Source organism: Pseudomonas sp. SWRI77 (genome assembly GCF_014269105.1).
GTDB lineage: Bacteria > Pseudomonadota > Gammaproteobacteria > Pseudomonadales > Pseudomonadaceae > Aquipseudomonas > Aquipseudomonas capeferrum.
Genome location: NZ_JABWRV010000018.1, coordinates 1 through 22,910 on the forward strand (window position 1 = coordinate 1; position 22,910 = coordinate 22,910).

The window sequence follows — 22,910 nt, forward strand, 5'->3', positions numbered from 1 at the left end:
CTGTGAGATCGAGCGCCGCCCGCGCGGCGCTCGATCTCACAGGCGCAACTGATCTCCAGCCATGCCCCAACCCTTTCACTTACCGCGAATCAACCTGCGCAAGGCAAACCGGTTCGGATGGCACGCTTCAGCCACAGCACGAGGCACCGGCAACGGCTCGCTACACACCCATGCAGCAATCAATTCGCCCGACAGCGGCGCGGTGATCAACCCCCGTGACCCGTGCCCACTGTTCACATACAGCCCGTCGAGCCAGGGGCAGTCCACTTCCGGCACCTGCCGCGCATCCCTGGCCAGCACGGCAAAGGTTTCGGCGAACACCTGCGGGTCGGCCATCGGCCCGACGATCGGCAGGTAATCGGGGCTGGTGCACCTGAACGCTGCACGGCCCTGCAACTGCTCGGCGTCGAGCGAGGCAATATCCAGTCGCTGTGCCAGGTCGGCGGAGATCTCATCCAGCAATGCCAGGTTGCCTTTATGTTCGGCAACGGTCGGCGCCAAGTCTTCACTGTGGAAGTCGAAGCTGGCGCCCAGCGTATGTTCGCCCTCCCACGGGGGCGCTACATAGCCGTCTGCGCACACCACCGTGCGCAGGGCACGGCTGCTGTCGGTCGCCGGCAGGCGGGTGATCTGCCCGCGGATGCGCTTGAGCGGCAACTGTGCGCAGGGCTCGAAACGCCGTACATCGGCGGCACCTGCCAGCACCACCAGGGGGGCGCTGGCCAGCAGGCGCTCGCCATCCCAGGCCTGCCACAGGTCATCGACCTTGCGCAGCGCGACCGCCTCATGGTGCACCAGCAGCCGAACCCCGGGGTGCTGCAACTGCGCCAGGCACAGGGCCGGCGGGTGTACCCAGCCGCCTTGCGGGTAGAACAGGCCGCCTGCCGGCAGGGCCACCCCGGCAAGCGCCTCGGCTTCTTCACGGCCCAGCGCGCGCAACAGGTCAGGGTCGAAGGCTGCGGCCAGCTTGCCCTGGCGTTCGGCTTCCTTGTTGTCGAACGCCAGCTGCAGCACCCCACAGGCATCCCAATCGCGGCCACGCTGCAGGCTTTCGAGCTGGCGCCTGGTATAGCCGAAACCGGCCAGGATCATCTGCGAAAGGGCGGTGCCATGGGCGGACAGCTTGAGGTACAGCACCCCTTGCGGGTTGCCGGACGCTTCCCGGGCGGGGGCGTCGTGACGTTCCAGTACCGTAACCTGCCAGCCACGCCTGGCCAGGCTGGCGGCAGTGGCACTGCCCGCCAGCCCGGCCCCGATCACCAAGGCTTCGCGCGGCCCTTCGACACTGTGCGGGCGGCCATACCAGGGCACGTACTGACGGGTGGCTGTCGGCCCAGTGTAGGCGCCGCTCATCACCTCCCACTTCTTGCCGATCCCCGGCACTTTCTTCATGGCGAAGCCGGCTTCGACCAAGCTGCGCCGCACCCAGCCAGTGGTGGTGAAGGTGCCCAGTACGGTGCCCGCGTGTGACAGCCGCGCCAGTTGCGCGAACAGTTCAGGGGTCCACATGTCGGGGTTCTTGGCCGGGGCGAAGCCATCGAGGAACCACACATCGATGTGTGCATCGAGCTGCGGCAGTTGTTCGAGCACATCACCGATCAACAGCGTCAGGGTGACCCGACCGTTGTCGAAGGTGAACTGCTGGAACCCCGGGTGCACCGCCACGTACTGCTCAAGCAATGGCTCGGTAAAAGCAGCCAGCTCTGGCCATAGGCGTACTGCCCTGGCCATGTCGGCGTGGCCGAGCGGGTACTTTTCGACACTGACGAAATGCAGGCGGGCGTCGGCATGGGCGTGTTCGTCAAACAACTGCCAGGCGCAGAAAAAATTCATGCCGGTGCCAAACCCGGTTTCGCCGATCACCAGGCAGGCGTGCGGCGCCAGGTCGGCGAAGCGTTCGCCCAGGCGCGTCTGGCCGAGGAAGACATGTTTGGTTTCTTCGATGCCTTCGTTGACCGCGAAGTACACATCGTCGTACTGCCGCGAATGGGGGCGGCCCTGGTCGTCCCAGTCGATCTGGGCATGCTGGAGGAGGGTGGACATGGTGGGCTCGGTTGCAGCGGATGCCGGGATTTTATGCCATCTACGCTCTTTGCGCAGGTTGCAGCGGCACAGCCACAGCACAAATCCGCTAGTCTTGTTTATCCATTGAAGGAGCCACTGCATGTTCGAATCCGCCGAAATCGGTCACAGCATCGACAAGGAAACCTACGACGCCGAAGTGCCTGCCCTGCGCGAAGCGCTGCTCGAAGCCCAGTACGAGCTCAAGCAGCAGGCGCGGTTCCCGGTGATTGTGCTGATCAACGGCATCGAAGGGGCTGGCAAGGGCGAGACGGTCAAGCTGCTCAACGAGTGGATGGACCCGCGCATGATCGATGTGCTCACCTTCGACCAGCAGACCGACGAGGAACTGGCCCGGCCACCGGCCTGGCGCTACTGGCGGGCGCTGCCACCGAAAGGGCGGATGGGGGTGTTCTTTGGCAACTGGTACAGCCAGATGCTTCAGGGGCGTGTGCACGGGGTATTCAAGGACGCGGTACTCGACCAGGCCATCACCGGCGCCGAACGGCTGGAACAGATGCTGTGCGACGAAGGCGCGCTGATCATCAAGTTCTGGTTCCACCTCTCCAAGAAACAGATGAAAGCCCGCCTCAAGGCGCTCAAGGACGATCCGCTGCACAGCTGGCGGATCAGCCCGCTGGACTGGCAGCAATCCGAGACCTACGACCGCTTCGTGCGGTTTGGCGAGCGCGTACTGCGCCGTACCAGCCGTGACTACGCGCCCTGGCACGTGGTCGAGGGGGTCGACCCTTACTATCGCAGCCTGGCGGTGGGGCGCATTCTACTGGAGAGCCTGCAAGCCGCACTGGCCAACAACCCCAAGGGCAAGCACCACGGCAACGTCGCGCCGTTGGGCCGCAGCATCGACCAGCGCAGCCTGATCGGCGCCCTGGACATGACCCTGCGCCTGGACAAGCAGGATTACCAGGAGCAACTGGTGACCGAGCAGGCGCGCCTGGCCGGCCTGCTGCGCCACAAACACATGCGCCGGCATGCCTTGGTGGCGGTGTTCGAAGGTAACGATGCGGCCGGCAAGGGCGGCGCGATCCGCCGGGTGGCAGCCGCGCTGGACCCACGCCAGTACCGTATCGTGCCGATTGCCGCGCCCAGCGAAGACGAGCGGGCGCAGCCGTACCTGTGGCGGTTCTGGCGGCAGATTCCGGCGCGGGGCAAGTTCACCATCTTCGACCGGTCCTGGTATGGCCGGGTGCTGGTGGAGCGGGTCGAGGGTTTCTGCACCCCGGCCGACTGGATGCGCGCCTACAGCGAGATCAATGATTTCGAAGAGCAGTTGGTGAATGCGGGCGTGGTGGTGGTCAAGTTCTGGCTGGCGATCGACCAGCAGACCCAGCTGGAGCGCTTCGAGGAACGCGAGCAGATCCCGTTCAAGCGCTACAAGATCACCGAGGACGACTGGCGCAACCGCGAAAAGTGGGACCTGTATACCGAGGCGGTGGGCGACATGGTAGACCGCACCAGCAGCGAGATCGCACCGTGGACGCTAGTCGAAGCCAACGACAAACGCTGGGCACGGGTGAAGGTATTGCGCACTATCAACGAGGCGCTGGAAGCGGCATTTGCCAAAGACAAAAAATAGCCCCAGTGGGGGTTCAGCCATGCCGCGGCGGAATGACCTGATGAATTCTTTTCACGGCTGTTTGCCCCGCTGCCACCCGTCAAGCCCGTAGAATCCAACCACCCCCACCACGGGCTTGAACGAGGGTTTTATGCACACCACTTCCGGACGCAGGGTCTATGGCCTGTTCCTGGCACTTCTGACCGCGCTGCTGTGGGGCATCCTGCCGATCAAGCTCAAGCAGGTGCTGCTGGTGATGGACCCGGTCACCGTCACCTGGTACCGCCTGCTGGTTTCCGGTGGGCTGTTGTTCGCCTGGCTGGGGGCCAATCGCCGGCTGCCAGCGTTCGGCAAGCTCGGGCGCAAGGGCAAAGGGCTGGTGGCTGTGGCCGTGCTCGGCCTGATGGGCAACTACGTGCTGTACCTGATCGGCCTCAAGCTGCTCAGCCCTGGCACCGCACAACTGGTTGTACAGGTCGGCCCGGTACTGTTGCTGGTGGCCAGCGTGTTCGTGTTCAAAGAGCGGTTCAGCCTGGGGCAGGGGGTGGGCCTGCTGATTCTGATCGGGGGGTTCGGCCTGTTCTTCAACCAGCGCCTGGAAGAACTGCTGACCTCGCTCGGCGCATACACCACAGGCGTGTTGACCATTTTGCTGGCGACCAGCATCTGGGTGTTTTACGCCCTGAGCCAGAAGCAGCTGCTGACGGTATGGCACTCACAGCAGGTGATGATGGTGATCTACCTGTTTTGCGCCGCGCTGCTCACGCCTTGGGTGCATCCGCTGGAAGCGTTGCAACTGTCGCCGCTGCAGGGCTGGCTGTTGCTGGCCTGCTGCCTGAATACCCTGGTGGCGTATGGTGCCTTCGCCGAAGCCCTGGCGCATTGGGAGGCTTCGCGGGTGAGTGCGACGTTGGCGTTGACGCCGCTGGTGACTTTTGTGGCAGTGGCTATTGCGGCCTGGATGTGGCCGGCGTATGTGCATGCCGAGGACATCAATGCCCTGGGGTATCTGGGCGCGGTGACGGTGGTGCTGGGGTCGGCGATGGTGGCGCTGGGGCCTTCGTTGGTCGCTGGCTGGCGGGCGAGAAAGGCCCGCCTGGCGCAGGTGCATCTATAACCTGCGCCGCTAAGGGCCAGTAGCGGCAGCCGCTGAATCAGCCCTTGCCGCCCGGTGCCAGCATGTTCTCCGGCCGCACCCACTGATCGAACTGCTCATTGGTCAGGTACTTCAACTCCAGTGCCGCCTCGCGCAAGGTCTTGCCCTCGCCATACGCCTTCTTGGCAATCTCCGCTGCCTTGTCATAGCCGATGTGCGGGTTCAGCGCGGTCACCAGCATCAAACCGCGCTCTAGGTGCGCCGCCATCTGCTCGGCGTCGGGCTCGATGCCGGCCACGCAGTGTCGCTGGAAGTTGCGGCAGCCGTCGGCCAGCAGTTCCACCGACTGCAGCAGGTTGTGGATGATCACCGGTTTGAACACGTTCAACTGCAAGTGGCCCTGACTGGCGGCAAAACCGATCGCCGCGTCGTTGCCCAGCACCTGGCAGGCCAGCATCGACAGCGCCTCGCACTGGGTCGGATTGACCTTGCCAGGCATGATCGAGCTGCCCGGCTCGTTGGCTGGCAGGCGCACTTCGGCAAGCCCTGCACGCGGGCCGGAGCCGAGCAGGCGCAGGTCGTTGGCGATTTTCATCAATGCCACGGCCAGGGTCTTCAAGGCCCCGGCCAGGCTGGTCAGCGGTTCATGGCCGGCCAGCGCCGCAAACTTGTTGGGCGCGGTGACGAACGGCAAGCCGGACAGCGCGGCCAGCTCTGCGGCGATGGCTTCGGCGAAGCCGTGTGGCGCGTTCAGGCCTGTTCCCACGGCCGTGCCGCCCTGGGCCAGCTCACAGACCGGGGGCAGGGTGGCGCGGATGGCGCGCTGGGCATAGTCGAGCTGGGCGACGAAGGCGGAAACCTCCTGGCCGAAGGTGATCGGCGTGGCGTCCATCATGTGCGTGCGGCCGGTCTTGACCAGCTTCTGGTGGCGCGCCGACAGCTCGGCCAGCCCTGCCGACAGCTCGGCGATCGCCGGCAGCAACTGCTCATGCACCGCCTGGGCTGCGGCAATGTGCATGGCCGTGGGGAAGCAGTCGTTGGAACTCTGCGAGCGGTTGACGTGGTCGTTGGGGTGCACCGGCGTCTTGCCGCCGCGGCCCTTGCCGGCCAGTTCGTTAGCACGGCCGGCGATGACTTCGTTGACGTTCATGTTGCTCTGGGTGCCGCTGCCGGTCTGCCAGACCACCAGCGGGAACTGATCGTCATGCTGACCGTCGAGCACTTCGTCGGCGGCTTGCTCGATCAGCCGGGCGATTTCGGCCGGCAGGTCACCGTTGCGATCGTTGACCCGTGCCGCAGCCTTCTTGATCAGCGCCAGGGCGTGCAGCACCGCGAGGGGCATGCGTTCCTTGCCAATGGCGAAGTTGATCAGCGAACGCTGGGTCTGCGCACCCCAGTAGGCGTCCTCAGGAACTTCGACCGGGCCCAGGCTGTCTGTCTCGATACGGCTCATTCTGCGCTCACTCCTTTGTGGTTCGAAATCGCAGTTTAGGCCCTGATTCGACAGAGCGGTTCCATCGCTCGTCGTCCCCACTTGAGCACATCGCCACCACAGCGCAGAATGCTCATCTCTGAGGTACCCGCCTCCCTCTTTTGAAGGAAATGCAATGACCCGTCTCCGTGTCCTCTGTGCCGCCGTCGCCCTGGCCTGTGCCAGCGGCCAGGTACTCGCTGCCACCGCCAGTCACAACGCTGCCGCCGAGAAATTCCTGACCCTGGCCAACGCCGACAAGCTGGGCACTCCGGTCTATATGCAGGTCCAACAGATGTTCGCCCAGCGCTTTGCCCAGACCAAAGCGCCTTCGTCGAAGCAGCCGGTACTGGAAAGCTACCAGGCCAAGGCCAATGCCGCCCTGGACAACGCCATCGGCTGGAACAAGCTGAAGCCGAAAATGGTCGACTTGTACACCGCGACCTTCACCGAGACCGAGCTCAAGGACCTGGTCAAGTTCTACGAGTCGCCGCTGGGCAAGAAAGTGTTGCGCGAAATGCCAAAGGTTACCCAGCAGTCGGCGCAGCTCACCCAGCAGAGCCTGGAACCAGCAGTGCCGGTGGTCAACAAGCTGCTCGAAGACATGACCAAAGAGCTTGACCCGAACGCTGGCAAGGCTGCCGTCCCCGCCAAGAAGTGAGTAACGCGTGATGAGCATGCAGCACCGCATCGAGCAACAACTGGCAACGCTGGCGCCGCAACACCTGGAAGTGCTCAATGAAAGTCACATGCACAGTCGTGGTCAGGAGACCCACTACAAGGCAGTGATCGTCAGCGAGCAGTTTGCCGGGCTGAATAGCGTCAAGCGCCACCAAAAGGTCTACGCCACCATGGGTGAGCTGATGGGCGAGATTCATGCCCTGGCCATCCACACGTACACTGCCGAGGAGTGGGCCAAGGTGGGTGTTGCACCGGCCTCGCCGGTGTGTGCAGGCGGTGGGCACTGAATCCTTTTTGTTGATCTGGTAGAATCTGCACCATCCGGGGGCCGCTTTGCGGCCCCCTGCTTTTTGTCCAACCCGGTCCGCCCCTTACGAGGGCAACCACCAGGAGATTCAGTTTCATGTCACAACCGATCGTCGTCGCGGCGCTGTACAAGTTCGTCACCCTGCAAGACTACGTCGAACTGCGCGAGCCACTGCTCAAGGCCATGCTCGACAATGACGTCAAAGGCACCCTGCTGCTGGCCAACGAAGGCATCAACGGCACCGTGTCGGCCACCCGCGAAGGCATCGACGGCCTGCTCGCCTGGCTGCGCAATGACCCGCGTCTGGTGGATGTCGACCACAAGGAATCGTACTGCGACGAGCAGCCGTTCTACCGCACCAAGGTCAAGCTCAAGAAAGAGATCGTCACCCTCGGCGTACCGGGCGTTGACCCCAACCAGCAGGTGGGGACCTACGTCGAGCCCAAGGACTGGAACGCCCTGATCAGCGACCCTGAAGTGCTGCTGATCGATACCCGCAACGACTACGAAGTGGCCATTGGCACGTTCAAGGGCGCCGTCGACCCCAAGACCGAAACCTTCCGCGAGTTCCCCGACTACATCAAGGCCAACTTCGACCCGAGCAAGCACAAGAAGGTGGCGATGTTCTGCACCGGTGGCATCCGTTGCGAAAAAGCCTCCAGCTACATGCTCGGTGAAGGCTTCGAGGCGGTCTATCATCTTAAAGGTGGCGTCCTGAAGTACTTCGAAGAAGTGCCTCAGGAAGAAAGCCTGTGGGACGGCGATTGCTTCGTCTTCGACAACCGCGTCACGGTGCGTCATGACCTGAGCGAGGGCGAATATGACCAGTGCCATGCCTGCCGCCATCCGATCAATGCAGAGGAACGCGCGTCCGAGCACTACTCGCCAGGTGTGAGCTGCCCGCACTGCTGGGACAGCCTGAGCGAGAAGACTCGCCGCAGCGCCATCGACCGGCAGAAGCAGATCGAGCTGGCCAAGGCGCGCAACCTGCCGCACCCGATCGGTTACAACTACAAAGCCGAGGCCTGATGCATGTCTGCACGCCTGCTTTATGTGATGGACCCGATGTGCTCCTGGTGCTGGGGCTTCGCGCCGGTGGCTGCGGCCCTGATCGCCCAGGCACGTGATGCCGGCGTGCCGACCCGCGTGGTGCCAGGCGGCCTGCGCACGGGCGGCAGCGCCCTGGATGCCTCGACCCGCAAGTACATCCTCGAACATTGGCAGGCGGTGGCCGAAGCCACCGGTCAGCCGTTTCGTTTCGAGGGCGCCATGCCCGATGGGTTCGTCTACGACACCGAGCCTGCCTGCCGCGCCCTGGTCACTGCCCGCGAGCTGGACGCCGAGCGCGTCTGGCCACTGCTGGCGCTGATCCAGGGCTCGTTCTACGCGGCCGGCGTCGACGTCACCACCGCGCCGCAACTGGTCGAACTGGCCGAACAGGCAGGCTTTGACCGTGCGGCGTTCGCCGAGGCCTTCGCCCGCGCCGACACCCGTGTGGCCACCGCCGCTGATTTCACCTGGGCGCAGGACCTGGGTATCGCCGGTTTCCCCACCCTGCTGGCCGAGCGCAACGGCCAGCTGGCGTTGCTGACCAACGGCTACCAGCCGCTGGAGCGCCTGCAACCCTTGCTCGGCCGCTGGCTGCAGCAGGCTGCCTGTGCTTGATGTGCCTGGGTCACCCGACCCTGTGCCTGGGAAGCCTCACAGTGCGGCCGATCGCCTGAGCTGGGCGGAAATCCGCCGCCTGGCCCTGCATCACAAGAAAAACCTCTGGTCCGCCAACCTGATTGCCGTACTGGCGGCCTGTTGCAGCGTGCCGATCCCTTTGCTGCTACCGCTGCTGGTGGACGAAGTGCTGCTTGGCAACGGCGATGCTGCGCTGAAGTGGATGAACCAGGTGCTGCCGGCCAACTGGCAGGTGGCCGCTGGCTATATCGGCCTGATGCTGGCGCTGACGCTTTGCCTGCGCCTGGCGGCCCTGGCCTTCAACGTGGTGCAGGCCAAGCTGTTCGCCGGGTTGGCCAAGGACATCGTCTACCGCCTGCGCATCCGCCTGATCGAGCGGCTCAAGCGGATTTCCCTCAAGGAATACGAAAGCCTGGGCAGTGGCACTGTGACCACTCACTTGGTCACCGACCTGGACACCCTCGACAAGTTCGTCGGCGAGACCCTCAGCCGCTTCCTGGTGGCCATGCTGACCCTGACCGGTACGGCGGCGATACTGATCTGGATGCACTGGCAGCTGGCGCTGCTGATCCTGTTGTTCAACCCCCTGGTGATCTACTTCACCGTGCAGCTGGGCAAACGGGTCAAGCACCTGAAGAAGCTTGAAAACGACAGCACCGCGCGCTTTACCCAGGCGCTGTCGGAAACCCTCGACGCCATCCAGGAGATCCGTGCCGGCAACCGCCAGGGCTACTTCCTCGGTCGGCTTGGCCTGCGTGCGCGGGAAGTGCGCGACTACGCCGTGGACTCGCAATGGAAAAGCGACGCCAGTGGCCGCGCCAGTGGTTTGTTGTTCCAGTTCGGCATCGACATCTTCCGCGCTGCGGCGATGCTAACGGTGCTGTTTTCCGACCTGTCGATCGGCCAGATGCTGGCCGTGTTCAGCTACCTGTGGTTCATGATCGGCCCGGTGGAGCAACTGCTCAACCTGCAATACGCCTACTATGCCGCTGGCGGTGCCCTGAGCCGGCTCAACGAGTTGCTGGCGCGTGCCGACGAGCCGCAGTACCCGGCCGCCACTGACCCGTTTGCGGGTCGCGAGACGGTGGGCATCGAGGTTCGCGACCTGCGCTTTGCCTATGCCGAGGAGCCAGTGCTCGACCACCTCGACCTGTCCATCGCCCCGGGCGAGAAGGTGGCCATCGTGGGGGCCAGTGGCGGCGGCAAGAGCACCTTGGTGCAACTGCTGCTTGGCCTGTACAGCGCCCAGGCGGGGACCATCCGCTTTGGCGGTGCCAGCCTGCAGGAGATCGGCCTGGAGACCCTGCGCGAAAACGTCGCGGTGGTGCTGCAGCACCCTTCGCTGTTCAACGACAGCGTACGCGCCAACCTGACCATGGGTCGCGACTGCAGCGACGACGCCTGCTGGCAGGCGCTGCGCATTGCCCAGCTCGACGCCACCATCGCGGCTTTGCCGCAAGGCCTGGATAGCGTGGTCGGGCGCTCTGGCGTGCGCCTGTCCGGGGGGCAGCGGCAACGGCTGGCCATTGCCCGGATGGTGCTGGCCGAACCCAAGGTGGTGATCCTCGACGAAGCCACCTCGGCGCTGGATGCCGCCACCGAGTACAACCTGCACCAGGCCCTGGCACGTTTCCTCGATGGCCGTACCACACTGATCATCGCCCACCGCCTGTCGGCAGTGAAGCAGGCTGATCGGGTGCTGGTGTTCGATGGCGGGCATGTGGCTGAAGATGGCGACCATCAGCAACTGATTGCCGACGGTGGGTTGTACGCCAAGCTATACGGGCACCTTCAGCAAACCTGAGCCCCCCCAACAGGCTGAATAGGCTGCCAGGCTGGCATAAAAATCCCCTCCACGCAGATGGCAAATGGCCTACGCTGTGCTTGTCTGGGTTGATTCGAGCCTTATCTGCTCTGTGACAGGGACTCCATGAAGGGACATCGCACTCTAGAAGCGCCGAAGTTGCTCGGTATCATCTGGCCCTTCATCGCCGTCGTGGTTTTCCAGGCGGCGCTGGGCAGTATCAGCCTTTACACGCTCTCGGCGGTGCGCGCCTATGTAGCGGGCGAGAGCTTGTGGTCCAAGGCTCAGAAAGACGCCATCTATTACCTCAACCTGTATGCGGACAACCGGGATGAGGGCACGTACCAGCGCTATCGCCAGGCCATCACGGTGCCCCAAGGCGACCACCAACTGCGTAAGGTACTCGATCAGCCCAACCCAGACCTGAACGCTGCGCGCCAAGCTGTGCTGCAGGGTGGCAACCACGCCAACGATGTCGAGCGCATCATCTGGTTCTATCGCAACTTCCGCAACATCAGCTACATGCAGACGGCCATCGACTACTGGGACATCGGCGACCGCTACCTGGGCCAGCTGGACGTGCTTGCCAGCGAAATGCGCAAAGGGTTTGCCGACGGCCCGGTCGATGCCCGCACCATCAGCGACTGGAAGGCCCGTATCGTCGCCATCAACGAAGGGGTCACCCCGGCCGCCAGGGCCTTCAGCGACGCGCTGGGGGAGGGGTCGCGCATGCTGCTGCATGTGTTGCTGATCACCAACTTGCTCACCGCGCTGGTCCTCATCACCATCGCCTGGCGCCGTTCCAGCAAGTTGCTGGCCCAGCGCCAGGCATTCGCCAGTGCCTTGCAAGCAGAAAAGGAGCGGGCGCAGATTACCCTGCAGGCCATTGGCGATGCAGTCATTACCACCGACGTCGAAGGCAGCATCGGCTACATGAACCCCGCCGCCGAACAGCTTACCCACTGGCAGGCCGGGCAGGCTCAGGGCTTGCCGCTTTCGGCGTTGTTCAGCCTGGTGGACGAACAGGCCGAGGAAGATGGCCGCAGCCTGGTCGAGCAGGTACTCAGCGGCAGCCTCAGGGGTGGCGCCGAGCATGCCAGGCTGATCCAGCGCCTGGATGGCAGCACCGTGTCGATCAACCTGGTGGGTTCGCCCATTGTCAGCGACGGGCAGGTCAGTGGCATCGTGCTGGTACTGCACGACATGACCCAGGAGCGCCAGTACATCGCCAACCTGTCCTGGCAGGCGACCCATGACGCCTTGACCGGCCTGGCCAACCGCCGCGAGTTCGAATACCGCCTGGAGCTGGCGCTCAACGGCCTGGCGCGCCAGGCGGGGCGGCATTCGCTGATGTTCCTCGACCTGGACCAGTTCAAGCTGGTCAACGATACCTGTGGCCATGCTGCGGGTGACGAGCTGTTGCGGCATATCTGCGCCGTGTTGCAGTCCGGCCTGCGTGAAGGCGACACCCTGGCCCGGCTGGGCGGTGACGAGTTCGGCGTGCTGCTGGAAAACTGCCCGCCAGACCAGGCCGAGCGCATTGCCGAGCAGTTGCGCCAGATGGTCCAGAGCCTGCATTTTGTGTGGAAGGGGCGGCCGTTCGTCACCACGGTGAGCATTGGCCTGGTGAACATGGCGCAGGCACCCGGCACCCTGGAAACCTTGCTGCGCGCCGCCGACATGGCCTGCTACATGGCTAAGGAAAAGGGTCGCAACCGGGTCCAGGTGTACCACGCCGACGACAGCGAGCTGTCCATGCGCTTTGGCGAGATGGCCTGGATACAGCGCTTGCACGTGGCCCTTGAAGAAAACCGCTTCTGCCTGTATGCCCAGGAAATCGCCGCGTTGAAGGCCATCGATGGCCCTGGGCATATCGAGATCCTGCTGCGCCTGCATGATGAGAGTGGCCGTACCATCCTGCCCAGCAGCTTCATCCCGGCGGCCGAACGTTACGGCCTGATGACCGCTCTTGACCGCTGGGTGGTGCGTAATGTGTTTCAGGTCATCCGCCAGTGCCTGGATGAAGGCCGCGAAGGGCCATTGTCCATCTGCGCGATCAACTTGTCGGGGTCGAGCATTGGTGACGACAAGTTTCTCGAGTACCTGCAGCGGTTGTTCGTCGAGTACGCCATTCCGCCGCGCATGATCTGCTTCGAGATCACCGAAACCAGTGCGATTGCCAACCTTGGCAGTGCCATTCGCTTCATCAACGAACTGAAAGGGCTAGGCTGCAGGTTCTCGCTCGACGACTTCTGTGCCGGGATGTCGTCGTTCGCCTATTTGAAGCATTTGCCCGTGGATTTTCTGAAGATAGACGGCAGTTTCGTCAAAGACATGCTCGACGACCCGGTCAATCGAGCCATGGTGGAGGTCATCAACCACATCGGTCATGTGATGGGCAAGCGGACCATTGCCGAGTTCGTCGAAACCCCCTTGATCGAGCAGGCCCTGCAGGAAATCGGCGTGGATTACGCCCAGGGCTACCTGATCGAACGCCCCCAGGTGTTCACCTGTGACAGTCTGCAACGCCAACGGATCGCCGCCAGGACTCTGTTGCAGCGGGCACCTGGCACATTTCGCTAGCTAGACAGCGGCTTTCGCTGACACAAGACGTCCGAAAAATCACATGGATCAAGGAGCTGAAAGTGATTGATGCATTCGTTCGTATCGGGCCACTGATGGACCCCGCCAGTTACCCCCAATGGGCTCAGCAACTCATAGAAGAGTGCCGCGAAAGCAAGCGCCGGGTGGTCGAGCATGAACTGTACGAGCGCCTGCGCGATGGTCGGCTGAAGCCATCGACCATCCGTCAGTACCTGATCGGCGGCTGGCCGGTGGTCGAGCAGTTTTCGCTGTACATGGCCCATAACCTGACCAAGACCCGCTATGGCCGCCACCCTGGCGAAGACATGGCGCGGCGCTGGTTGATGCGCAACATCCGGGTCGAACTCAACCATGCCGACTATTGGGTGCACTGGTGCCATGCCCATGGCATTCACCTGCATGAGCTGCAGGCCCAGGAAGTACCGCCTGAATTGAACGGGCTAAACGACTGGTGCTGGCGGGTGTGTGCCACCGAAAACCTGGCGATTTCCATGGCGGCGACCAACTATGCCATCGAAGGCGCGACCGGGGAGTGGTCAGCGGTGGTGTGCGCCAATGACACCTATGCCATGGGCTTCCCCGAGGACCAGCGCAAGCGCGCCATGAAGTGGCTGAAGATGCATGCGCAGTACGACGATGCGCACCCGTGGGAAGCGCTGGAAATCATCTGCACCTTGGCGGGGGAGAACCCGACGCTGGGGTTGCGTACCGAATTGCGCCGGGCGATCTGCAAGAGCTACGACTGCATGCACCTGTTCCTGGAGCACTGCATGCAGCTGGAAGGGCGTCAGCAGGGGCGGGTGCGGCCGGCCTTGGCGGCAGGCTGATCGTCTGCCTGTGCTGGCCTCTTCGCGGGCTTACCGACAAAGAGGCCAGCACAGACAGCCCACAAATCACTGGGCGTTGAACGCCTGCCCATTCACCCCGGTGCTGTCCGGCCCCATCAGGTACAGGTACACCGGCATGATCTCTTCCGGCAGCGGGTTGTTCTGCGGGTTCTCGCTCGGGTAGGCCTGGGCCCGCATCGCCGTGCGCGTGGCGCCTGGGTTGATGCTGTTGGAGCGCACGGGTGCAACCCCTTCCAGTTCGTCGGCCAAGGTCTGCATCAGGCCTTCGGTGGCGAACTTCGACACCCCGTAAGCGCCCCAGTAAGCCCGGCCTTTGCGCCCGACGCTGCTGGAGGTGAACACCACCGAGGCGTCCTCCGACAGCTTGAGCAGTGGCAACAGGGTGCTGGTGAGCATGAAGGTGGCATCGACGTTGATGTGCATCACGCGCATGAAGTTGTCACCCGACAACTGCTCCAGTGGCGTGCGCGGGCCGATGATCGAGGCGTTGTTGAGCAGGCCGTCGAGGCGCCCGAACTGGTCTTCGATCATGACCGCCAGCTCGTCGTACTGGTGGGGCAGGGCGGTTTCCAGGTTGAACGGAATCACCACCGGTTGCGGGTGCCCGGCGGCCTCGATCTGGTCGTAGACCTCGTTGAGGTTGGCTTCGGTCTTGCCCAGCAGCAGCGTGGTGGCGCCCAGTGCGGCATAAGCCTTGGCGGCAGCGGCGCCGATGCCGCGGCCGGCACCGGTAACCAGGATGACCCGGCCTTTGAGCAGGTCGGGGCGGGCGGTGTAGTCGAACATTGTCTATTCCCTATTTCTATGGGCGGTGCTGGCGCTTGACGCTCAGCAGCCGCACAGCGCGCTGTCGATCACCTTGCGCAGTTCCAGCGGGTGGTCCACCACCACGTCGGCACCCCAGTTGTTGGGGTTGTCTTCTGGATGAATATAGCCGTAGCGCACCGCCGCCGTGCGGGTGCCGGCATCGCGGCCAGACTCGATATCGCGCAGGTCATCGCCGACGAACAGAACGCTGGCCGGGTCCAGGTTCAGGGTCTTGCAGGCCAGGATCAGCGGTTCGGGGTCGGGCTTGCTGTTTTTCACGTGGTCCGGGCAGATCAGCAGCGCCGAGCGCTCGGCCAGGCCCAGGCGTTGCATGATCGGTTCGGCGAAGCGCACCGGTTTGTTGGTGACCACGCCCCACAGCAGGTTGCCTTTTTCGATGTCGGCCAGCAGCTCGCTCATGCCGTCGAACAGCTTGCTGTGCACCGCGCAGTCGCGCTGGTAGCGCTCGAGGAATTCCAGGCGCAGTGCCTCGAAACCTTCGGCCTCCGGGTCCATGGCGAAGGTGGTGGCGACCATGGCGCGGGCGCCACCGGAAATCACCCCGCGGATCAGGTTGTCGTCCACCGCCGGCAAACCGCGTTCGGCGAGCATGGCCTGGCAGATGGCGATGAAGTCCGGCGCCGTGTCGAGCAGGGTGCCGTCCATGTCGAAGAGTACCGCTCGCAAACGCATGCTCATTCCTCGCGCAGGGTCTGGATCATGTAGTTGACGTCCACATCGCCGCACAGCTTGTAGTGCTTGGTCAGCGGGTTGTAGGTCAGGCCGATGATGTCCTTGACCTCAAGGCCGGCAGCGCGGCTCCAGGCGCCAAGCTCCGAGGGGCGGATGAACTTCTTGAAGTCGTGGGTGCCGCGCGGCAGCATCTTCAGCACGTACTCGGCGCCGACGATGGCCAGCAGGTAGGCCTTGGGGTTGCGGTTGATGGTGGAGAAGAACACCTGGCCGCCGGGCTTGACCATGCGGTAGCAGGCGCGGATCACCGACGAAGGGTCGGGGACGTGCTCGAGCATCTCCAGGCAGGTGACCACGTCGAACTGCTCTGGCATTTCTTCGGCCAGCGCCTCGGCGGTGATCTGCCGATACTCCACCTCGACACCGGATTCCAGCTGGTGCAGTTGGGCCACCGCCAACGGTGCCTCGCCCATGTCGATGCCGGTTACCTTGGCGCCACGCAGGGCCATGGATTCGCTGAGAATGCCGCCACCGCAGCCCACGTCCAGCACCTTCTTGCCAGCCAGGCCGACCCGCTCGTCGATCCAGTTGACGCGCAACGGGTTGATTTCATGCAGCGGCTTGAACTCGCTTTCACGGTCCCACCAGCGGTGGGCCAAGGCTTCGAACTTGGCAATTTCGGCGTGGTCGACGTTGCTCATTTAAGAGTCCTCTGAAACTTCGCTAAATTGGGCCGGAGTATACCCGAGCGCTCAAGGCCGAGGGTCGCTATAATCGCCGGCTTTTGATATCCGAACGACGGGGAGAGGCGATGCGCGAGCGACTTTTGGCGGCGGAGAAGGTGACCGCGATCCGCTGGCAAGGCGGCGTTCTGCATCTGCTCGACCAGCGCTTGCTGCCGTCGCAGGAATGCTGGCTGGCCTGCGACAATGTCGCGCAGGTGGTGGCAGCGATCCGTGACATGGCCGTGCGCGGCGCATCGGCCATCGGTATTGCTGCGGCCTACGGCCTGGTCCTGGCCCTGGAAGAGCGGCTGGCCGAGGGCGGCGACTGGGAGCTCGACCTGGAAGAGGACTTCCTCAGCCTGGCTGAAGCGCGCCCCACCGCTGCCAACCTGTTCTGGGCGCTGAACCGCATGCGCGAGCGCCTGCAGCGCCTGCGCCCGGAAGACGACGTGCTGGCGGTGCTGGAGGCCGAAGCAGTGGCGATCCATGAAAGCGATCGCGAAGCCAACCTGACCATGGCCCAGCACGGCATCGAGCTGATTCGCCGTCATCAGGGCAATGCCCAGACCCTGCTCACCTACGGCAATGCCGGCGCCCTGGCCAGCGGTGGTTTCGGCACCGCGCTGGGGGTGATCCGTGCGGGGTACCTGGAAGGCATGGTCGAGCGGGTCTACGCCGGCGAGACCCGCCCCTGGCTGCAAGGCTCGCGCCTGACTGCCTGGGAGCTGGCCAACGAAGGCATCCCGGTCACGTTGTGCGCCGATTCGGCCCTGGCCCACCTGATGAAGACCAAGGGCATTACCTGGGTGGTGGTCGGTGCCGACTGCATTGCCGCCAATGGCGATGTGGCGAGCAAGATCGGCACCTATCAATTGGCGGTCAGTGCCATGCACCACGGTGTGCGCTTCATGGTGGTGGCGCCGAGCACCAGCATCGACCTGAACCTGGCCACGGGCGAGGATATCCCGCTCGAAGAGCGCGATGCCGACGAGTTGCTGGATTACGCTGGCACCCGCGTAGCACCGGATGTCGAGGTGTTCAACCCGGTATTTGATGTGACCCCGGCGGACCTGATCGACGTGATCGTGACCGAGCGTGGCATGGTCGAGCGCCCGGATACCGTCAAGCTGGCTCAATTGATGTGCCGCAAGCGCCTGCACTGATCCGGGTGGGGGCTGCGCAGCAGCCCCGGCCATCCCTGCCGCATCACAAAAAAACTAGGGCCGCTGCAAGCCCCTTTCGCGACGCAACGTCACGGCTACACATCTCCCCACCAGCACCGCCTTTGTGATAACATCCGGCAGTTTCCAAGACCGCCCATCACGGCGGCCAAATTTGCGCAGATCCATGGCACAACTCATTGATTTGTCGTAAGTCGTCGCACCACTGCGCGTCGCGGCGGCGAGCTTCGTTCGGCCCTTGATGGAGCTGCGAAGTTTCACCAGAAAAAGGAATCAGGCTTCTCATGGGCGAACTGGCCAAAGAAATCCTCCCGGTCAATATCGAAGACGAACTGAGACAGTCTTACCTCGACTACGCGATGAGCGTGATTGTCGGGCGAGCGCTGCCCGATGCACGTGACGGCTTGAAGCCCGTGCATCGTCGCGTTCTCTATGCGATGAGCGAACTGGGCAACGACTGGAACAAACCGTACAAGAAGTCCGCCCGTGTGGTCGGTGACGTGATCGGTAAGTACCACCCGCACGGCGACACTGCGGTCTACGACACCATCGTGCGTATGGCCCAGCCGTTCTCGCTGCGCTATCTGCTGGTCGACGGCCAGGGCAACTTCGGTTCGGTGGACGGCGACAACGCTGCAGCCATGCGATACACCGAAGTGCGCATGGCCAAGCTGGCCCACGAGCTGCTGGCCGACCTGCACAAAGAGACTGTCGACTGGGTGCCCAACTATGACGGCACCGAGCAGATCCCTGCGGTCATGCCGACCCGGATCCCCAACCTGCTGGTCAACGGCTCCAGCGGTATCGCCGTGGGCATGGCGACCAACATCCCGCCGCACAACCTCGGCGAGGTCATCGACGGCTGCCTGGCGCTGATCGACAACGCGGAAATCACCATCGATGAGCTGATGCAGTTCATCCCGGGCCCGGACTTCCCGACTGCCGGCATCATCAACGGCCGTCAGGGCATCATCGAGGCCTACCGCACCGGCCGTGGCCGCATCTACATGCGTGCCCGCTCCGAGGTCGAGGACATCGACAAGGTCGGTGGCCGCCAGCAGATCGTCGTCACCGAGCTGCCGTACCAGCTGAACAAGGCGCGCCTGATCGAGAAGATCGCCGAGCTGGTCAAAGAGAAGAAGATCGAAGGCATCACCGAGCTGCGCGACGAGTCCGACAAGGACGGCATGCGCATCGTCATCGAGCTGCGTCGCGGCGAGGTGCCGGAGGTAGTGCTCAACAACCTCTATCAGCAGACCCAGCTGCAGAGCGTGTTCGGCATCAACGTCGTGGCATTGATCGACGGTCGCCCGCGCCTGCTCAACCTCAAGGACCTGCTCGAAGCGTTCGTCCGTCACCGCCGTGAAGTGGTCACGCGCCGTACCGTGTTCGAGCTGCGCAAGGCTCGCGAGCGTGGCCACATCCTTGAAGGCCAGGCGGTTGCGCTGTCCAACATCGACCCGGTCATCGCCCTGATCAAGGCTTCGCCGACGCCGTCGGAAGCCAAGGAAGCGCTGATTGCCACTGCCTGGGAGTCCAGCGCGGTGCAGGTGATGGTCGAGCGCGCCGGCGCCGACTCCTGCCGCCCTGAAGACCTGCCAGAGCAATTCGGCCTGCGCGAAGGCAAGTATTACCTGTCGCCGGAACAGGCCCAGGCGATCCTCGACCTGCGCCTGCACCGCCTGACTGGCCTCGAGCACGAGAAGCTGCTGGCCGAGTACCAGGAAATCCTCGAGCAGATCGGCGAACTGATCCGCATCCTCAGCAGCGCCGAGCGCCTGATGGAAGTGATCCGCGAAGAGCTGGAAGCGATCCGTGCCGAATACGGCGATGCCCGCCGCACCGAAATTCTCAACGCCAGCCACGACCTCAACTACGGCGACATGATCCCGGAAGAAGAGCGCGTGGTGACCATCTCCCACGGTGGCTATGCCAAGACCCAGCCGCTGTCCGCCTACCAGGCCCAGCGCCGTGGCGGCAAAGGCAAGTCGGCGACCGGTGTGAAGGACGAGGACTACATCGAGCACCTGTTGGTCGCCAACAGCCATGCCACCCTGTTGCTGTTCTCCAGCAAGGGCAAGGTGTACTGGAAGAAGACCTACGAGATCCCGGAGGCCTCCCGCGCTGCCCGTGGCCGCCCGCTGGTCAACCTGCTGCCGTTGGAAGAAGGTGAGCGCATCACCGCCATGCTGCAGATCGACCTCGAAGCCCTGCAGCAAAGCGCCGATCCGGATGAAGAGCTGGAAGACGGCGACGACAGCGTGATCGAAGGCGAAGTGGTCGAAGCGGAAGAAATCGACGAAGAAGACGGCGACACCCTTGAGTGGGTGGCTGAGCCGACGGGCGCGTACATCTTCATGGCAACCGCTTCGGGTACCGTCAAGAAAACCCCGCTGGTGCAGTTCGCCCGTCCGCGCTCCAACGGCCTGATCGCCCTGAAGCTTAAAGAAGGCGACACCCTGATTGCCGCGGCCATCACCGATGGTGCCAAGGAAGTCATGATGTTCTCCGACGCCGGCAAGGTGATCCGCTTCGCCGAGAGCGTGGTGCGCGAAATGGGCCGTACCGCCCGTGGTGTGCGCGGCATGAAGCTGGGCAAGGGGCAGCAGATCATTTCGATGCTGATCCCTGAGTCCGGCGCGCAGATCCTCACCGCCTCCGAGCGTGGCTTCGGCAAGCGTACGCCGTTGTCCAAGTTCCCGCGTCGCGGCCGTGGTGGCCAGGGCGTGATCGCCATGGGCACCAAGGGGCGCAACGGTCTGTTGATCGGTGCCATTCAGGTTCAGGAAGGCGAAGAGATCATGCTCATCTCCGACCAGGGCACCTTGGTGCGGACACGGGTTGGCGAGGTGTCCAGCCTGAGCCGTAACACCCAGGGTGTGACGCTGATCAAGCTGGCGGCGGACGAAACGCTGGTCGGCCTGGAGCGTATCCAGGAGCCATCCGAGGAAGAGCTCGACGAGTTGGTCGAGGCGGGCCCGGAAGGTGACGCGCCGGAGGCTGTCGATGATGACGGCGCGGGCGCCGAAGAGGCACCGCAAGAGTAAGCACACGCAACAACCCGAACGGGGCGACCAAGGTCGCCCCGTTTGACTGATTGAGCAGGCCGCTCCTACAGGGGCGGGGCCAGCAAGTGACGATTTGTTCTATTTTGGCAGAGCGAGAGTGGATGTGAGCAAACGAGCCTTTAACTTCTGCGCAGGCCCTGCTGCGCTTCCTGACGCTGTCCTGCAGCGCGCCCAGGCCGAAATGCTGGACTGGCATGGCAAGGGCTTGTCGGTGATGGAAATGAGCCATCGCAGCGACGATTACGTGGCCATCGCCGAGAAGGCCGAGCAGGACCTGCGTGACCTGCTGTCCATCCCCTCCAACTACAAGGTCCTGTTCCTGCAGGGTGGTGCCAGCCAGCAGTTCGCCGAAATCCCACTGAACCTGCTGCCGGAAAACGGTACCGCCGACTATGTTGAAACCGGCATCTGGTCGAAGAAGGCCATCGAGGAAGGGCGCCGTTTCGGCAACATCAATGTCGCCGCCAGCGCCAAGCCCTACGATTACCTGGCTATCCCGGGGCAGAACGACTGGAGCCTGACCAAGAACGCAGCTTACGTCCACTATGCGTCCAACGAGACCATTGGTGGCCTGCAGTTTGACTGGGTTCCCGAGACCGGCGACGTTCCGCTGGTGGTCGACATGTCGTCCGATATCCTCTCCCGCCCGATCGATGTGTCGCAGTTCGGCCTGATCTACGCCGGCGCGCAGAAAAACATCGGCCCAAGCGGCCTGGTGGTGGTGATCGTTCGCGAAGACTTGCTGGGCCGGGCCCGCAGCAGCTGCCCGACCATGCTCGACTACAAGGTCTCGGCCGACAACGGCTCGATGTACAACACCCCGGCCACGTATTCCTGGTACCTCTCGGGCCTGGTCTTCGAGTGGCTCAAGGAGCAGGGTGGTGTCGAAGCGATGGAGCAGCGCAACCGCGCCAAGAAAGACCGCCTGTACGGCTTCATCGACGCCAGCGACTTCTACACCAACCCGATCAGCATCAATGCCCGTTCGTGGATGAACGTGCCGTTCCGTCTGGCCGACGAGCGCCTGGATAAAGCGTTCCTGGCCGGTGCCGACGCCCGTGGCCTGCTCAACCTCAAGGGCCATCGTTCGGTCGGCGGCATGCGCGCCTCGATCTACAACGCCCTGGGCCTGGAAGCGGTAGAAGCGCTGGTTGGCTACATGGCCGAATTCGAGAAGGAGCACGGCTGATGTCCGAACACGAGTTGAAGGCGCTGCGTGTTCGCATCGACAGCCTCGACGAGAAGATCCTCGAGCTGATCAGTGAGCGCGCCCGTTGTGCCCAGGAAGTGGCCAGGGTCAAGACCGCCACGCTCGCCGAGGGCGAAAAGCCGGTGTTCTACCGCCCTGAGCGCGAAGCAGCTGTGCTCAAGCGGGTCATGGAACGCAACAAGGGGCCGCTGGGCAATGAAGAGATGGCGCGGCTGTTCCGCGAGATCATGTCGTCCTGCCTGGCCCTGGAAGAGCCGCTGAAAATCGCCTACCTGGGCCCTGAAGGCACCTTCACTCAGGCCGCGGCGATGAAGCACTTCGGCCATGCCGTGATCAGCCGCCCGATGGCGGCCATCGACGAAGTGTTCCGCGAAGTGGCGGCTGGCGCCGTCAACTTCGGCGTGGTGCCGGTGGAAAACTCCACCGAGGGTGCGGTCAGCCATACCCTGGACAGCTTCCTCGAGCACGACATGGTGATCTGTGGTGAGGTCGAGCTGCGCATCCACCACCACTTGCTGGTGGGCGAGAGCACGAAGACCGACAGCATCACCCGCATCTACTCCCACGCCCAGTCCCTGGCCCAGTGCCGCAAGTGGCTGGATGCGCATTACCCGAACGTTGAGCGCGTGGCGGTCTCGAGCAATGCCGAGGCAGCCAAGCGGGTCAAGGGTGAGTGGAATTCGGCAGCGATCGCCGGCGACATGGCGGCGAACCTGTATGGCCTGACCCGCCTGGCCGAGAAGATCGAAGACCGTCCGGACAACTCGACGCGCTTCCTGATGATCGGCAACCAGGAAGTGCCGCCGACCGGCGACGACAAGACCTCGATCATCGTTTCGATGAGCAACAAGCCAGGTGCCCTGCACGAGCTGCTGGTGCCGTTCCATCAGAACGGTATCGACCTGACCCGCATCGAGACTCGTCCGTCGCGCAGCGGCAAGTGGACCTACGTGTTCTTCATCGACTTCGTCGGCCACCACCGTGACCCGCTGATCAAGGCGGTGCTGGAGCAGATCAGCCAGGAGGCTGTGGGGCTGAAGGTGCTGGGGTCGTATCCGAAGGCGGTGCTTTGATTGATGGCCTTGGGGGCTG

At 63.6% G+C, this 22,910-nt stretch carries 18 protein-coding genes; 13 read left to right on the top strand and 5 right to left on the bottom strand.

The window, feature by feature from the left end:
- Nucleotides 1–75 precede the first annotated feature (75 nt).
- Nucleotides 76–2,043, bottom strand: coding sequence for a bifunctional tRNA (5-methylaminomethyl-2-thiouridine)(34)-methyltransferase MnmD/FAD-dependent 5-carboxymethylaminomethyl-2-thiouridine(34) oxidoreductase MnmC (gene mnmC, locus HU766_RS17345; protein WP_186659265.1), 1,968 nt, complete (start codon nucleotides 2,041–2,043; stop codon nucleotides 76–78).
- 121 nt (nucleotides 2,044–2,164) lie between these two features.
- On the opposite strand from mnmC, the gene pap reads away from it, so the two are divergent.
- Both pap and HU766_RS17355 read left to right on the top strand, forming a co-directional pair.
- The gene (gene pap / locus HU766_RS17350; protein WP_047581747.1) at nucleotides 2,165–3,658 is read left to right on the top strand and encodes a polyphosphate:AMP phosphotransferase; all 1,494 of its coding nucleotides are present in this window, start codon (nucleotides 2,165–2,167) and stop codon (nucleotides 3,656–3,658) included.
- Between the two features lie 130 nt (nucleotides 3,659–3,788).
- Entirely contained in the window at nucleotides 3,789–4,754 is a 966-nt protein-coding gene (locus HU766_RS17355) for a DMT family transporter (RefSeq protein ID WP_186659267.1), read from the top strand.
- 37 nt (nucleotides 4,755–4,791) lie between these two features.
- Here HU766_RS17355 and HU766_RS17360 read toward each other — a convergent pair whose 3' ends face one another.
- Nucleotides 4,792–6,186 carry a class II fumarate hydratase gene (locus HU766_RS17360; RefSeq protein WP_186659270.1) on the bottom strand — a complete coding sequence of 465 codons (1,395 nt, stop codon included), beginning with the start codon at nucleotides 6,184–6,186 and terminating at the stop codon, nucleotides 4,792–4,794.
- A gap of 154 nt (nucleotides 6,187–6,340) precedes the next feature.
- Between HU766_RS17360 and HU766_RS17365 the strand changes: the two genes are divergently transcribed.
- The 7 genes from HU766_RS17365 (at nucleotide 6,341) to HU766_RS17395 (ending at nucleotide 14,113) form a co-directional block, all read left to right on the top strand.
- Nucleotides 6,341–6,865: a DUF2059 domain-containing protein gene (locus HU766_RS17365; protein WP_033700711.1), complete on the top strand. Its 525-nt coding sequence runs from the start codon at nucleotides 6,341–6,343 to the stop codon at nucleotides 6,863–6,865.
- Nucleotides 6,866–6,875: 10 nt separating this feature from the next.
- Nucleotides 6,876–7,172: a BolA family protein gene (locus tag HU766_RS17370; protein ID WP_033700710.1), complete on the top strand. Its 297-nt coding sequence runs from the start codon at nucleotides 6,876–6,878 to the stop codon at nucleotides 7,170–7,172.
- A gap of 116 nt (nucleotides 7,173–7,288) precedes the next feature.
- Nucleotides 7,289–8,221 (top strand): rhodanese-related sulfurtransferase, encoded by a 933-nt coding sequence (locus tag HU766_RS17375; RefSeq protein ID WP_186659271.1) that lies wholly within the window; start codon nucleotides 7,289–7,291, stop codon nucleotides 8,219–8,221.
- Between the two features lie 3 nt (nucleotides 8,222–8,224).
- Nucleotides 8,225–8,857, top strand: a complete 633-nt coding sequence (locus tag HU766_RS17380) for a DsbA family protein (RefSeq protein WP_033700707.1) — start codon at nucleotides 8,225–8,227, stop codon at nucleotides 8,855–8,857.
- Nucleotides 8,850–10,682 carry an ABC transporter ATP-binding protein gene (locus HU766_RS17385; protein WP_033700706.1) on the top strand — a complete coding sequence of 611 codons (1,833 nt, stop codon included), beginning with the start codon at nucleotides 8,850–8,852 and terminating at the stop codon, nucleotides 10,680–10,682. The genes HU766_RS17380 and HU766_RS17385 overlap by 8 nt, the downstream gene beginning before the upstream one ends.
- A gap of 126 nt (nucleotides 10,683–10,808) precedes the next feature.
- Entirely contained in the window at nucleotides 10,809–13,265 is a 2,457-nt protein-coding gene (locus tag HU766_RS17390) for an EAL domain-containing protein (RefSeq protein WP_186659272.1), read from the top strand.
- Nucleotides 13,266–13,327: 62 nt separating this feature from the next.
- Nucleotides 13,328–14,113, top strand: coding sequence for an iron-containing redox enzyme family protein (locus tag HU766_RS17395; RefSeq protein ID WP_186659273.1), 786 nt, complete (start codon nucleotides 13,328–13,330; stop codon nucleotides 14,111–14,113).
- A 66-nt stretch (nucleotides 14,114–14,179) separates the two neighbouring features.
- Here HU766_RS17395 and HU766_RS17400 read toward each other — a convergent pair whose 3' ends face one another.
- The 3 genes from HU766_RS17400 to ubiG are packed head-to-tail and all read right to left on the bottom strand — an operon-like array spanning nucleotide 14,180 to nucleotide 16,335.
- On the bottom strand, nucleotides 14,180–14,920 hold the full coding sequence (locus HU766_RS17400; protein WP_186659275.1) for a YciK family oxidoreductase: 741 nt from the start codon (nucleotides 14,918–14,920) through the stop codon (nucleotides 14,180–14,182).
- 42 nt (nucleotides 14,921–14,962) lie between these two features.
- Nucleotides 14,963–15,634, bottom strand: a complete 672-nt coding sequence (gene mupP, locus HU766_RS17405) for an N-acetylmuramic acid 6-phosphate phosphatase MupP (RefSeq protein ID WP_186659278.1) — start codon at nucleotides 15,632–15,634, stop codon at nucleotides 14,963–14,965.
- Between the two features lie 2 nt (nucleotides 15,635–15,636).
- On the bottom strand, nucleotides 15,637–16,335 hold the full coding sequence (gene ubiG / locus HU766_RS17410) for a bifunctional 2-polyprenyl-6-hydroxyphenol methylase/3-demethylubiquinol 3-O-methyltransferase UbiG (RefSeq protein ID WP_033700701.1): 699 nt from the start codon (nucleotides 16,333–16,335) through the stop codon (nucleotides 15,637–15,639).
- A gap of 110 nt (nucleotides 16,336–16,445) precedes the next feature.
- On the opposite strand from ubiG, the gene mtnA reads away from it, so the two are divergent.
- The 4 genes from mtnA (at nucleotide 16,446) to pheA (ending at nucleotide 22,891) form a co-directional block, all read left to right on the top strand.
- On the top strand, nucleotides 16,446–17,522 hold the full coding sequence (mtnA, locus tag HU766_RS17415; RefSeq protein WP_186659291.1) for an S-methyl-5-thioribose-1-phosphate isomerase: 1,077 nt from the start codon (nucleotides 16,446–16,448) through the stop codon (nucleotides 17,520–17,522).
- Between the two features lie 302 nt (nucleotides 17,523–17,824).
- A complete protein-coding gene (gene gyrA / locus HU766_RS17420; RefSeq protein WP_186659293.1) occupies nucleotides 17,825–20,587 on the top strand; it encodes a DNA gyrase subunit A in 2,763 nt (920 codons plus the stop codon).
- Between the two features lie 124 nt (nucleotides 20,588–20,711).
- Nucleotides 20,712–21,797, top strand: a complete 1,086-nt coding sequence (serC, locus tag HU766_RS17425; RefSeq protein WP_186659296.1) for a 3-phosphoserine/phosphohydroxythreonine transaminase — start codon at nucleotides 20,712–20,714, stop codon at nucleotides 21,795–21,797.
- Nucleotides 21,797–22,891, top strand: a complete 1,095-nt coding sequence (pheA, locus tag HU766_RS17430; protein ID WP_033700696.1) for a prephenate dehydratase — start codon at nucleotides 21,797–21,799, stop codon at nucleotides 22,889–22,891. Before serC ends, pheA begins: the two co-directional genes overlap by 1 nt.
- Nucleotides 22,892–22,910 lie beyond the last annotated feature (19 nt).